A 13,355-nucleotide genomic window follows, 5' to 3' on the forward strand; every position below is an offset into this window, starting at 1 on the left:
CACCTTGGGGTCATGGGGTCATCAAGGCTTCCAGTAGATCATCCGCTCCATGACGGATCGGATCTCTGCAGACCAATCCGAGTTGATCACTGAGCTGTTGACTGAGGACAGTGGCCTCGGATTCGTCCAAACGCGCGGTGTTAAGGGCCAGCGCCCGCACTTTCGGTGGGGGTTCACCGCCGACTGGACGGCCGATCGCAGCCAAGGACTCACAGAGCGCAATCAGCTCCTGCAGCGGTGGCAAGGGAATCTGCGGGACCCGTTCGATGCGCGTCTGCTGCGCCCGATGCACCATCAACAAGGCCGTCGGCTGGCTGCCTCGAAGCAACGGCAGGGTGGCCGTGGAGCCTGGATGGCAGAGGGACCCTTGCCCTTCCACGAGCACCAGCCCGGTGTCAGGCAGCGTCGACGCGGCAGCCGTCACCGCAGCTTCAACCGCCCCAGCGGCGTAATCCACGCGCACCGCATCCAAAGGAACGCCCGTCCCACTGATCAGGATCCCAGCCTGACCGGTGCCGACAAAGGCTGAGGGCACGCCGGCGCGAAGCGCCGCCTCATGCACAGCCAAACAGGCACTCATCTTGCCGACGGCCATGTCCGAACCAACGGCCAGTACGCGCTTGCAGGGCAGATCGGCAGCGCGCGCTTGCGCCACCTGAAGAACCGCGGGTTCCCGGCGCAGATCCCAGATCCAACGTCCAGGCTGCACCGCTGCATGCAGCACTGGGTCATCGTCTAGCCGGGTGTGAAGACCACTCGCGAGGGACAAGCCGGCCTCAAGGGCGGCCAGCACATCCGCACGCATCGCCTCTGGAAGCACCCCACCGGAGGGAGCCAAACCCACCACCGCAACGCGGGGGCCATAGGGCAGCGCAGCAGCCAAGTCCGCCACCACTGGCACGGACCGGGCAATGCCGGTGACGTCTTGAAGCCGTTCGCCGGCATGGGCGGGGTCGATGACCGCCACAATCGGTCCCTGCCGGTACCGCAGCATCGCCAACCCCGTTTTGCCGGTGAGGCTGTCGAGTCCACCGTGCTGAAGCAACACCACGGGATCCTGCGCCTTCAGCATCCCCGTCCCTCGTGAAGATCAATGCCGAGCCCAGGGGCGGCGGGAACCCTGAGCCGATCCTCATCGAGCTGAAGGCCCAAGTAAGGATCATCAACGAGATTCAGATGGCTGTCGAGATCAGGCCAGCGAATGAACGGCAGCAACTGGGCCGCTGCTCCATTCAGCAGCGAACTGTCGGAATAACAGCCCACCATCAGATCGAGCTTGAGCCGCTGGGCCACGCGGGCCATCAGCAAGGCTTCCGACAAACCTCCTGTTTTCAGCAGCTTGAGATTGACTCCATCGACATGGGGCGCGAGGCGCAGCAAATCCTCAAGCGACCAACAGCTTTCATCGGCCACCAGCGGCATGGGGCAATGCGGTTGCAGGGCCGCAAAACCCGCGGCATCACGTTCAGGGTCCCGTTGGGCAGCCAACGGCTGCTCAAGCAGCACCACATCGGCACGCATCAGATCAGTGACCATGGCTTTCGCTTGATCCAACGTCCAACCACCGTTGGCATCGACCTGAAGCTCCACAGCCCCACCGGTTGACTGCCGTCGGCTCTCCAGCGACTGGGCAACAGCGACCAGCAGAGCGCGATCGTGATCCAGCCCATCTGGACTGCCGAGCTTCAACTTGATGCGGGTGGCAGGCACTTGGTCCCACCAGCGCTGGAGGCGCTGCAGCACCGCCTCAACCGGTGCCAGCCCCAACGTGACGCTGGTGGCGACGGCCACCGATCCATCCAGGGCACAGAGCCGCCAGATCGGTTGCTGCAACGACTTGCCCCACCAGTCCCAGAGGGCCAGATCCACCGCACAGCATGCAGGCGGCGACAAGCCGCGCAAGCAGGCATCAAAGCCATGGCGATCGCGAGGGTTGAGCGCATTGAGCCTGGGCAACAAGGCCTGAAGCTCCGCTTCGATGCCCGCCAGCTGGTAAGTGCGGTGGCCGGTGTCGAGGCCACCTGTTTCACCCCGACCGATGACGCCGTCATGGTCGAGGCGCAGCTCCAGTCGTTCAACCGCTGCGGTGGTGCCCCGGCTGATGGCCAAAGGGACCGCTTTGGTGAGCGGAAACCGACGCAGTCTCCAAGCCATGGCGGGCTTGCACCAATCCTCAAGCTGGCATGCGCATGATGCAACCAGCAAATCAGTTACGGAAGAGACAGACCAGCCGCTTTTCCAGCAGTGAGATCAATCAACTTCCTTTTAAGCATCCCCCACATCCATGGGAAACCGCGTGGTGAACTCCTCGGCAATTCAGCAAATCATGGAGGATGTTCATGCACGCTTCAGAGATCTTCGCGACGGTCGGCCAGCTGACTACATCCCTGAATTAGCCAAGGCCAATCCCGACGATTTCGGCATCGTCATCGCCACCACCGATGGTCGCCTTTACGAAGTAGGAGATACAGCGAAGGACTTCACGATTCAGTCGATCTCCAAACCATTTGCGTTTGGGCTAGCCCTGAAGCTCCTCTCCTCAGAACACATGCTCGCGAAGGTGGGAGTTGAGCCTTCGGGAGATGCCTTCAACGCCATCAGCCTTCATCCGGTCACGGGGATTCCCCGCAACCCGATGATTAATGCCGGCGCCATTGCCACCACTGCCCTGATCTGGGCCCACGATCCCGAACGAGCGGAATCGCTCCTACTGGATTTCCTCTCCGATATGGCTGGTAACCGCCTCTCTGTTGACGAAGACGTATTCCGCTCCGAGCGAGACACCGGACACCGCAACCGGGCAATCGGGTACCTGCTGCGCAACTCCGATGTGATCACATCTTCACCAGAGCAAGCGCTGGAGCTGTATTTCCGACAGTGTGCAGTGTCGGTGAGCTGCCGCGATCTTGCTGTTATGGCGGCCACTCTTGCCTGTCAAGGGCGAAATCCCATCACGAACGTGGTGGGTCTTGATGCCATGTGCAACACCGATGTCCTCGCGGTGATGGGCAGCTGCGGCATGTACGACTACACAGGCCAGTGGCTCTACAACGTGGGCATGCCTGCGAAGAGTGGTGTCGGCGGTGGCGTGATGGCCGTCGTGCCTGGGCGCCTTGGCATTGCTGTCTACTCACCGCCCCTGGATACCTACGGCAACTCCTGCCGAGGCATCGCTGTTTGTGAGGAGCTGTCGAAACGACTCGAACTGCACCTCTTTAACCAGCCCAATCGCGCTGGAACGGTCATTCGTTCCTCCACCAATGGCCAAAAGCGCTATTCGCGGCGCTGGAGAAGCAAAGTCGATTTAGATCTCCTGAAAGAGCACGGCGAGAAGATCAAGGTGCTTCAGGTTCAAGGGGTTCTTGACTTTGCAGCCGTAGAAGAACTGCTGGCCCACCTCGAAGGCAGCACGACGAATGAGTCGTTCGTCGTGCTCGACCTGGCCCAAGTGTTGGCGTTACCGAAAGTCAGTATCCGATTACTTCGCGATGCCCTCAGCAACCTGCAAAAGCAAGGCATTTATTGCCTGGCATGTCGAGGCGAACACCTCAAAAATTTCTGGCCAACGAAGGAAAGCGAAGCCGAGGGCTGGTTCGAAAGCCTCGATAGGGCACTGGAAACGGTCGAGAACCGCCTCCTAGAGCAGCTGCACTCCACACAGGGTGGCGAACGACTCCCCAACAACTCCATCACCTTGTTGGCAGACCTCGGCGAGCAAACCAGGTCTCGTTTGATGGAGCTCCTGGAGCGACGCCATTACAGCCGCAACGATCTGCTGTGCCGCAAAGGTGATGCAGGGTCGGAACTCTTTTTAGTGGAGACGGGCCTTATCAGTGCAGGAATCAACAGTTCGAAAGCAAGCAAACGGATCCGCTTCGCCACATTCAGCTCAGGTGTGTGCATCGGTGAAATTGCCTTTCTCAACAACCTGCCCCGCACCGCCGACCTCGTGGCTGATGAGGACAGCACCTGCCTTGTGCTCCACCGCGACACCTTCGAGCAACTTCAGCACGAGGAGCCGGAAGTTGCGATCGACATGCTCTTGGCCCTCCACCGCGACTTAGCACGCAAGGTGGATCGCGCCAATCAACAGCTCAGCCTTCTGGAGCAGCGATGACCTTGGGCGGGCCAATGTCCGAGACTGGCACCATGACAGTTTCATCGTTAACGAAACCACTGGCTGGAGCCGCATCATCTCCCTCCAACCGAGGCAGCTACTGGATCACCACCTTCGGCTGCCAGATGAACAAGGCGGATTCCGAGCGGATGGCGGGGATTCTGCAATCCATGGGCTACCGGGAGGCGAGCGCCGAACTGGATGCCGATCTGGTGCTGTACAACACCTGCACGATTCGCGACAACGCCGAGCAGAAGGTCTACAGCTATCTGGGCCGTCAAGCGCAACGCAAACGGACGAACCCGAATCTCACCCTGGTGGTGGCCGGCTGTGTGGCACAGCAAGAGGGCGAATCCCTCCTCAGGCGAGTGCCAGAGCTGGATCTGGTGATGGGGCCGCAGCATGCCAACCGACTGGAGACCCTGCTGGAACAGGTGGACAGCGGCCAGCAGGTGGTCGCCACCGAAGAGCACCACATCCTTGAAGACATCACCACCGCCCGGCGCGACAGCAGCATCTGCGGCTGGGTGAACGTGATTTACGGCTGCAACGAGCGCTGCACCTACTGCGTCGTGCCCTCGGTCCGAGGCAAGGAGCAGTCACGACTTCCAGAGGCCATCAAGCTGGAGATGGAAGGACTCGCGGCCCAGGGCTACAAGGAAATCACCTTGCTAGGGCAGAACATCGATGCCTACGGGCGAGATCTGCCGGGCATCACCCCGGAAGGACGCCGGCAGCACACGCTCACCGATCTGCTCCATCACGTGCATGACGTGGAGGGGCTTGAACGCATCCGTTTTGCCACGAGCCACCCGCGCTATTTCACCAATCGCTTGATTGATGCCTGCGCCGAGCTCCCGAAGTTGTGCGAGCACTTCCACATCCCCTTCCAGAGCGGCGACAACGACGTGCTGCAGGCCATGGCTCGGGGCTACACGGTGGAACGCTATCGACGGATCATCGATTACATCCGCGAACGGATGCCCGATGCAGCATTGAGCGCCGATGTGATCGTGGCCTTCCCAGGTGAAACCGACGCGCAATACCGACGCACCCTGGATCTGATCGAGGCGATTGGCTTCGATCAGGTGAACACGGCTGCGTACTCCCCTCGCCCCAACACACCAGCAGCGAACTGGAACAACCAACTACCGGAAGAGGTGAAGGTGGCTCGGCTGAAGGAGATCAACGCCCTGGTGGAGCAGTGCGCCCGCAAGGCGAATGCCCGCTACCAGGGCCGCACCGAGGAAGTGCTGGCGGAAGGCATCAACCCGAAGGACCCCACCCAGCTCATGGGACGGACCCGCACCAACCGACTCACCTTTTTCAGTGCAACCGGAGCTGACGGCCAGCGTTACCAGGCCGGTGATCTGGTGAACGTGCACATCGATGCCGTGCGCTCCTTCTCCCTCAGTGGCACTCCCATGCACAGCTGATACCTTTCAGGTTCGCTTGTTGAGTCAACGGCCAGACCATGCCGACTTCCCTTCTCCGCGTTGGCGTGGTGTTCGGAGGGGCATCCGGTGAACATGACGTGTCGATCCGATCGGCAACAACCGTGATCCGGGGCCTGTCCGACCCGATCCATCAAGAGCGGTTCAAGGTGATCCCCATCTACATCGACCGCGAGGGTCGTTGGTGGCCTGAATCCGTGGCCCAACAGGTGCTGGACCAAGGGCGAGCGCTTGCGGCCGAGGAACTCCCCGAACCACTTCCCGCTCCTGGGCTGCGCCAGATTCCTGTGGATGCCAACAGCATCGACGTCTGGTATCCGGTGTTGCATGGGCCCAACGGTGAAGACGGCACGGTGCAGGGCCTCTTCACCCTGATGCAACAGCCGTTTGTCGGATCCGGCGTTCTGGGTTCCGCCGTTGGCATGGACAAACTGGCTATGAAAGCCGCCTTTGCCGCGGCTGGAATTCCCCAGGTTCCTTACCTGGGACTGAATGCTTCCGAATTGCAGGATCCCGAGCTTTTAGAGCGGCTACTGAACCGCCTGGAGAACGACCTGGGCTACCCCTGCTTCGTAAAGCCCGCCAATCTCGGTTCATCCGTCGGCATCAGCAAAGTGCGCAACCGCGATGAACTGCTGGAAGGCCTGCATCAGGCTGCAAGGCTCGATCCCCGTGTGGTGGTCGAGCAAGGCGTGAATGCACGGGAGCTTGAATGTGCCGTGCTTGGCCGCAGCACGCTCAAATCATCGGTGGTGGGTGAAGTGCGCTTCGACTCCGACTGGTACGACTACGAGACGAAATACACCGAAGGGCTCAGCCACACGCTGATCCCAGCGCCACTGCCAGCCTCGGTGACGCAACACATTCAGGCCATGGCCATCCGTGCCTGCCGGGCGGTCCATGCCTACGGCCAAGCCCGGGTTGATGTGTTCTACAACGAAGAGGAGGGCCACATCTGGCTCAATGAGATCAACACCCTTCCTGGGTTCACCTCTCAGAGCATGTACCCCACGTTGTGGGAAGCCTCTGGCATTGGTTTGCCACAGCTGGTGGCGGAGCTGGTGGAGTCAGCGCGAGAATGAGCCGACCGCCGCTGGTGCCGCCGCAATGATGCATGGCTTGCTCTGGATCCCGCTGCTGCTGGCGTTCGTGATGCTGGCCGCTCTGGGCTGGCTGGAACGTCGGCGCCAGAACCTCTTCCGGGTGTGGAGCGACTCCGCAGAACTGGCCAAGCTCGACGGCTGTGGCGCCGCCAAACTCAAGGATGGGGAATTGTGCTGGAGCAGTTTCCACGCAGGCAGTTTCAAAGAGGAAGGGCGCTTCGTCATCAACAGCTTGGAGGTGGTGGAGCTGATGTCGCTCGCCTCCGGCGAAGCCCCACTGGCGGATGAATCCCAAGGGCAATGCCGACTGCGCTTGATCGGCGAAAACCAGCAGATGGATGTTCCTTTCTCCGATGCGGACCGGGCTCGAGGCTGGATGAATCAATTAATGATGAAGGCTCGCTGCGATCTGTGATGGCGCGAACCAAGCCAGGAACGCGTGAGCCCCGAAGCACAGGTCCTATGCCTCCTGGCGTGGAGCGTCGCCGCCGGCTTCGCCAGGAACGACGACGCGACCGGCTGATTCAGATCTGGAGGATCACGGTGTTCAGTGGCAGCGCTGCGGCACTGGCATGGCTATTGGTTGGTGCCGGCTGGAGTTTGCGATCACCGAAGCAGATCTCCGTTCAGGGGAGCGCCCGCTTGGGCACTGATGCGGTCGTCCAGGCCGCCGGTTTGCGCTTTCCACGCCCACTGATCACGCTCGAACCCGCACGGTTGGAACAGCGGCTGATGGCGGAACTCCCCGTTCAATCAGTCTCCGTGCAACGTCGCCTGCTGCCTCCGGGCCTTGACATTGCCCTTGAAGACCGGCGCCCAATTGCCGCCGCCAGCCGAACCGGCGCTCGCGGCAGGGAACAAGGCATGGTGGATCAAGAGGGCAACTGGATGCCGCTCACGGTGGCGCGCCAGGGGGAAGCGCCTGCCACGGCGGTTCGCGTCGAGGGTTGGATTCCGAGTCGACGCGCTGTCATCGCGTTTGTGCTGGAGCGTCAAGATCAGCTGGGAAGTCCCCTGCTGTTGATTCAGATCGCCCCCGATGGGGACATCAGCCTGCGCACCAAAGCGCTGGGCCTGATCAAGCTCGGTTCCAATCAACAGCTGCTGGACCGGCAGCTGAATACCATCGCTCTACTGTCCAGCAGCCTGCCGGACAACCTGCGCGGTCAGACCAGTAATGCCATTGATCTTTCGGATCCCTCGAAGCCGGAACTGCAACTGAAACCGGAACCCAAGGCAGCAGCGGAAGCGAAAACGAGCAAACCCTGACCCCCGGTTGCAGATTTCAGAATCAGCAACGAGTGTGTTTTGAACTCGGCGATTGTCATCCGCAGGGACATAATGCACACGCACCTGAATGGTTCAAAGCCGACGATGGAGATGGTGAGCGGTCAGATGTCCTCTTCTCCTGAATCAGCGGGGATCAGTCCCAGCCAGTCAGCCCGAATCGAGGTGATCGGTGTTGGCGGTGGTGGCAGCAATGCCGTGAACCGAATGATTCAGAGCGACCTGGAGGGCGTGGCCTACCGGGTGCTCAACACGGATGCTCAGGCTCTGTTGCAGTCATCAGCGCAGAACCGCGTCCAGCTCGGCCAGACCTTGACCCGCGGCCTGGGTGCCGGCGGCAATCCCAGCATCGGTCAGAAAGCTGCGGAAGAGTCCCGTGCTGATCTTCAACAGGCGCTCCAGGGCGCAGACCTGGTGTTTATCGCAGCCGGCATGGGTGGCGGCACCGGCACCGGAGCAGCACCAGTGGTGGCCGAAGTCGCCAAGGAAAGCGGTGCGCTCACCGTCGGCATCGTCACAAAGCCCTTTGGATTCGAAGGACGCCGGCGCATGCGTCAGGCCGATGAAGGCATTGCCCGACTGGCCGAGCACGTGGACACGCTGATCGTGATCCCCAACGATCGACTCCGCGATGCCATCGGCAGCGCCCCTCTGCAGGAAGCCTTCCGCAGCGCGGACGATGTCCTGCGGATGGGTGTGAAAGGCATCACCGACATCATCACCTGCCCTGGCCTGGTGAATGTTGACTTCGCCGATGTGCGCTCGGTGATGACCGAAGCCGGCACAGCCCTTCTCGGCATCGGTGTGGGATCAGGCCGCTCCCGTGCCATCGAAGCGGCTCAGACCGCAATCAACAGTCCCTTGCTGGAGGCAGCCCGCATCGATGGCGCCAAGGGATGTGTGATCAACATCAGCGGCGGCCGAGACATGACCCTCGAGGACATGACCACCGCCTCGGAAGTGATCTACGACGTGGTCGATCCTGAAGCCAACATCATTGTTGGCGCGGTGGTGGATGAGAGCCTCGAGGGTGAGATTCACGTAACGGTGATCGCCACCGGGTTCGAGAACGGTCAGCCCTATCGCACAGATCGCAGCGTCGCCCGTTCAGCGGCATCGTCGTTCGCCGCATCCGATTCGCAAGATTCCGGCGCTCGCATTCCCGAATTTCTGCGGCAGCGTCAGCAACGGAACGATGCCGATCCGATCAAGTGATCGCGACCCAAATCAAACGAATCAGGCTCTGAACCCACCACCCGTTGGGTCAAGACTTTGAATGTGGTGACCCGGAGTCCACGCCTGTCCTGAGCATCCCGTGTGGCTGCTGCCTTCCGGTTCTGACCAGGTTTGGGCGTCCGAACCGCATGGGTCCGAGTCGTTTGCAATGCTAGCAATGGACGTCCGCTGGTTTGAACACTCGGTTGCGCGCCTCCGACCTGATCCGGTTCAAGCAGACCGGGCAAACGATCACCATTCTCACGGCCTGGGATGCCCTGAGCTCATCCCTTGTGGAGGCGGCCGGCGCTGATGTGGTGTTGGTGGGCGACTCCCTCGCCATGGTCAGCCTTGGTCACAGCACCACACTGCCGGTCACGCTCGAGCAGATGCTGCTACACACGCAGGCGGTCTGCCGGGGCTTTCGGAAAGCACTGGCGGATCAACCGCTCGTGATCACCGATCTGCCGTTCCTGAGCTATCAGTGCGGTCTTGATCGCGCTGTTGCTGCTGCAGGCAGCCTGCTGAAGCAGTCCGACGCTGCCGGTGTGAAGGTGGAAGGTGCCGAACCGGAGACTGTGGCCGTCATCGAACGGTTGGTCCGCACCGGTATCCCCGTGATGGGCCATCTGGGCCTCACACCTCAGGCCGTTCACCGTTTGGGTTACAGGCGACAAGCCCAGGATCCCCGCAGCCAAGACCGCCTCCTCCAGCAAGCCATGGAACTGGAATCAGCCGGGTGCTTCGCCTTGGTGCTGGAACACGTCCCAACGGAGCTTGCCGGCCGCGTCAGGCGTCAACTGAGCATCCCCGTGATCGGCATTGGCGCGGGGCCGGATTGTGATGGCCAGGTCTGCGTGACAGCAGATCTTCTTGGTCTCACAGCCTCGCAACCCCCCTTCAGCCAGGCACGGATGGATGGTCGTGGCCTTGGCATCAACGCCCTGCGGAGCTGGCTGGAGGAACAGCGTCAACAGACACCTCCTCCCACCACGCCACCAGCTCCACCAGCACCGCATTGCTGACGGCCATGCCCAAAGGATCGGTCAGACGCCACCTCGATCCATGGCATTGCATCAAGCCGGCCTGCCGAAATGGCTCCCATCGCTGCTCCAGTGAGGGCAACCAACGACGACAGTCCGCTGCGCTCCAACCGCAGCAGCTTGCCTGGCGGATGAGATCGACACCTTCATGCCGCCTCAGGCCCACCAGCAAACGATCCTCCAGAGACAACGGTGAGGCCGTGGCCTGCACCAATGAGCGATCTGGGCCTTGAAGGCGCTGCTCTTGCAGCCAGTCCCCATAGGCCTCACGCGTACGAGGACGGGCCAAGTGTTCTCCCCAAGGAGCACTGGTGGCCCCCAGCCCAAAAGCCCACCAACCGGCGCCGCTCCAATACACCCGGTTGTGACGGGAGGCGTGACCAGGCAAAGCAAAATTGGAAATTTCGTAGCGGCAATAGCCAGCCCGTGACAGCCGCTCGCTGGTGGCAGCAATGCGATCCGCCGCACCATCCTCATCGGGCATCTGCAGATCGCCGCGCTGTTCCAGACGGGAAAACACCGTGCCGGGCTCCAAGCTGAGGTCGTAAATCGAAAGATGTGGAGCCTTCGACGCCAGTGCCTGGTCCAACTGATCCGCCCAAGCAACATCGGTCTGATCAGGCAGGTTGCGGATCAGATCAAGACTCCAGCTAACGAGACGACCCTGAACCACCGCTGCTTGCAACCAACCGCAAGCCTCCAGCAGATCCGCACGGCGATGGCGACGCCCCAAAGAGGCGAGGACTTCATCGTCAAAGCTCTGTCCACCCAGGCTCACCCGATTGACCCCCTGCTGGGCGAGAGCGTTGAGATCCAGCCGTTCAAAACTGGCGGGGTCCATTTCCAGACTGATCTCCGCTCCGTTCTGCAGCCCAAAGCGCTGACGCAGGGCTTGGAGCACCTGACCCACCTGGTCGGGTGTAAGCAGCGATGGTGTACCGCCCCCGATGTACACCGTGGCCAGGGGTGGTCCTGCAGGCGATAGATCGATCTCCTCAAGCAACTGGTCGAGGTACAGCGCGATCGAACGACTGCCGGGCCCTCCAGCAGCGTCGGCCTGATCACCCAGCGGAACCACGGCGAAGTCGCAGTAAAAGCAGCGCCGATGGCAGAAGGGGATGTGGATGTAGGCGCTTCGAGGCGCGGGTGCGGTCATCATCCCGAGCCAATAGAGAGAAGATGGTGCATGCTGCCTGCAAGTCGACTGAGCAGCGAGAACCGACGGCCATGGTTGAAGCGCTCATCATCATTTTGTTTCTGATTTCCGGTGCAGCCACCGGATGGATGGGCGTGCACCTGCTCCCGCAGGAACTTTTGGATGACGTCAATCCTCAAGAGGTGCGTTTGGGCTTGAGCGCTGCCGGCGCCGTGGTGGGTCTAATCGCGGGTCGGGTGTTCCGCGGACTGCGCCAGCAACTGATGAATCAGGTGCGGACCATGCCCACCGATTTGCTCGTCAGCAGGGCCGTGGGTTTGATTCTCGGCCTACTTGTCGCCAATCTGCTGCTGGCGCCCATCCTGCTGCTGCCCCTCGCCGGCGCCAGTTCTCTGGTCAAACCGCTGGCCGCCATTCTGAGCAATGTGTTTTTCGGCGTGCTGGGTTACAACCTCGCTGAGGTGCATGGCCGCACCTTGCTGCGTCTGTTCAACCCCACCTCAACCGAAGCTCTGCTGGTGGCGGATGGAGTGCTGACGCCTGCCACGGCCAAGATCCTCGACACGAGTGTGATCATCGATGGCCGCATTCGCGGAATGATCGGTTGTGGCCTGCTGGAAGGAAAGGTGATCGTGGCGGAAACGGTCATCGACGAGATGCAACAGCTGGCCGACTCCAACAACCTGGAAAAACGCGGCAAAGGCCGACGCGGACTCAAGCTGCTCAATGAGCTGCGAGAGGCCTACGACAAACGCCTAGTGATCAACACCACCCGTTACGACGGCGCCGGCACCGACGACCGTCTGCTTCAGCTCACAGAAGACACCGGCGGCACCCTGGTCACCGCAGATTTCAACCTGGCCCAGGTGGCTCGCGTCAAAAAGCTCAAGGTGATGAATCTGAGCGAACTGGTTATCGCCCTGAGGCCCGAGGTGCAACCCGGCGATGAGCTGAATCTCAAGATCGTCAGGGAAGGCAAGGAAGACCATCAGGGGGTGGCTTACCTCGAAGACGGCACGATGGTGGTGGTGGAAAACGCCCGCGAGGCCATCGGAGAACGTCGCTCGGTGATCATTACCGGCGCCCTTCAGAACCCCAGTGGCCGCATGGTGTTCGGCCGTCTCGACCAGGAGGGAACACCGGTCAGCTCCGCCAAGGGGACAGCCACGGGAAAAACCGCCCGTAAAACCAAGCGCAATGAACGTCCAACCTCAGGATCCCGCTAGGCTCCATCGACCCAAGGCGGTGCCCTCGGATGACCACATCAGCTCCCTACTACGGCGATTCATCGGTGATGCGGACCCCGCCGCCAGACCTGCCGTCTCTGTTGCTGAAAGAGCGAATTGTGTATCTCGGTCTGCCGTTGTTCTCTGATGACAACACCAAGCGTCAGGTCGGTTTGGATGTCACTGAGCTGATCATTGCTCAGTTGCTGTATCTGGAATTCGACAATCCGGAAAAACCGATTTACTTCTATATCAACTCCACAGGCACCAGCTGGTACACCGGCGATGCCATCGGCTTCGAGACCGAAGCGTTCGCCATCTGCGACACCCTCCGCTACATCAAACCCCCCATTCACACCATTTGCATCGGTCAGGCCATGGGCACCGCTGCTGTGATCCTCTCCGCTGGAACCAAAGGTCAGCGTGCTGCGCTGCCTCACGCCTCCATTGTGTTGCACCAACCGCGCAGTGGTGCCCAGGGCCAAGCCACGGACATTCAGATCCGCGCCAAAGAAGTGCTCCACAACAAGCGGGCCATGCTGGAAATCCTGTCCGCCAACACTGGACGGAGCGTTGAGGAACTCTCCAAGGACTCCGACCGGATGAGCTATCTCACCCCCGAGCAGGCCAAGGACTACGGCCTCATTGATCGCGTGCTCAGCAGCCGCAAAGAGCTGCCGGCTCCGGTGCCTGCCGCCTGATCCGACGCCACCCCTGTTTCAGCTTCTCCCCGACCCACAGCACTCACACCAAC

General features: G+C 61.2%; 12 protein-coding genes and 1 other RNA gene. 9 read left to right on the forward strand and 4 right to left on the reverse strand.

Annotated elements, in window-relative coordinates; all coding sequences use genetic code 11:
• Nucleotides 1–10 precede the first annotated feature (10 nt).
• Both SynA1560_RS11045 and SynA1560_RS11050 read right to left on the reverse strand, forming a co-directional pair.
• A complete protein-coding gene (locus SynA1560_RS11045; RefSeq protein WP_186500517.1) occupies nucleotides 11–1,072 on the reverse strand; it encodes a DUF1611 domain-containing protein in 1,062 nt (353 codons plus the stop codon).
• Nucleotides 1,066–2,154, reverse strand: coding sequence for an enolase C-terminal domain-like protein (locus SynA1560_RS11050; protein ID WP_186500518.1), 1,089 nt, complete (start codon nucleotides 2,152–2,154; stop codon nucleotides 1,066–1,068). The genes SynA1560_RS11045 and SynA1560_RS11050 overlap by 7 nt, the downstream gene beginning before the upstream one ends.
• A gap of 172 nt (nucleotides 2,155–2,326) precedes the next feature.
• On the opposite strand from SynA1560_RS11050, the gene glsA reads away from it, so the two are divergent.
• From glsA to ftsZ, 6 genes are all read left to right on the forward strand, one after another.
• Entirely contained in the window at nucleotides 2,327–4,117 is a 1,791-nt protein-coding gene (gene glsA, locus SynA1560_RS11055; RefSeq protein ID WP_186500519.1) for a glutaminase A, read from the forward strand.
• 32 nt (nucleotides 4,118–4,149) lie between these two features.
• Complete coding sequence (gene miaB, locus SynA1560_RS11060) at nucleotides 4,150–5,553, forward strand: tRNA (N6-isopentenyl adenosine(37)-C2)-methylthiotransferase MiaB (protein WP_186500520.1); 1,404 nt, start codon at nucleotides 4,150–4,152, stop codon at nucleotides 5,551–5,553.
• A 38-nt stretch (nucleotides 5,554–5,591) separates the two neighbouring features.
• The gene (locus tag SynA1560_RS11065; RefSeq protein WP_186500521.1) at nucleotides 5,592–6,653 is read left to right on the forward strand and encodes a D-alanine--D-alanine ligase family protein; all 1,062 of its coding nucleotides are present in this window, start codon (nucleotides 5,592–5,594) and stop codon (nucleotides 6,651–6,653) included.
• A gap of 25 nt (nucleotides 6,654–6,678) precedes the next feature.
• Nucleotides 6,679–7,089, forward strand: a complete 411-nt coding sequence (locus SynA1560_RS11070) for a hypothetical protein (RefSeq protein WP_186469314.1) — start codon at nucleotides 6,679–6,681, stop codon at nucleotides 7,087–7,089.
• Entirely contained in the window at nucleotides 7,089–7,943 is an 855-nt protein-coding gene (locus tag SynA1560_RS11075; protein ID WP_186500522.1) for a cell division protein FtsQ/DivIB, read from the forward strand. The genes SynA1560_RS11070 and SynA1560_RS11075 overlap by 1 nt, the downstream gene beginning before the upstream one ends.
• 72 nt (nucleotides 7,944–8,015) lie before the next feature.
• A complete protein-coding gene (gene ftsZ / locus SynA1560_RS11080) occupies nucleotides 8,016–9,176 on the forward strand; it encodes a cell division protein FtsZ (RefSeq protein WP_186500523.1) in 1,161 nt (386 codons plus the stop codon).
• Nucleotides 9,177–9,241: 65 nt separating this feature from the next.
• Here ftsZ and ffs read toward each other — a convergent pair.
• Nucleotides 9,242–9,338: signal recognition particle sRNA small type (gene ffs, locus SynA1560_RS11085), an RNA gene on the reverse strand.
• A gap of 44 nt (nucleotides 9,339–9,382) precedes the next feature.
• Here ffs and panB point away from each other — a divergent pair.
• Nucleotides 9,383–10,201: a 3-methyl-2-oxobutanoate hydroxymethyltransferase gene (panB, locus tag SynA1560_RS11090; RefSeq protein WP_186469317.1), complete on the forward strand. Its 819-nt coding sequence runs from the start codon at nucleotides 9,383–9,385 to the stop codon at nucleotides 10,199–10,201.
• Here the strand turns inward: panB and SynA1560_RS11095 are convergent.
• On the reverse strand, nucleotides 10,113–11,375 hold the full coding sequence (locus tag SynA1560_RS11095) for a coproporphyrinogen-III oxidase family protein (protein WP_186500524.1): 1,263 nt from the start codon (nucleotides 11,373–11,375) through the stop codon (nucleotides 10,113–10,115). The two genes, panB and SynA1560_RS11095, sit on opposite strands and share 89 nt — an antisense overlap.
• A gap of 71 nt (nucleotides 11,376–11,446) precedes the next feature.
• Between SynA1560_RS11095 and SynA1560_RS11100 the strand changes: the two genes are divergently transcribed.
• The gene (locus SynA1560_RS11100) at nucleotides 11,447–12,601 is read left to right on the forward strand and encodes a PIN/TRAM domain-containing protein (RefSeq protein ID WP_186469319.1); all 1,155 of its coding nucleotides are present in this window, start codon (nucleotides 11,447–11,449) and stop codon (nucleotides 12,599–12,601) included.
• 29 nt (nucleotides 12,602–12,630) lie between these two features.
• Nucleotides 12,631–13,302 (forward strand): ATP-dependent Clp protease proteolytic subunit, encoded by a 672-nt coding sequence (locus SynA1560_RS11105; protein WP_186469320.1) that lies wholly within the window; start codon nucleotides 12,631–12,633, stop codon nucleotides 13,300–13,302.
• Nucleotides 13,303–13,355: the final 53 nt, after the last annotated feature.

The sequence above is a fragment of the Synechococcus sp. A15-60 genome (assembly GCF_014280095.1).
GTDB lineage: Bacteria > Cyanobacteriota > Cyanobacteriia > PCC-6307 > Cyanobiaceae > Synechococcus_C.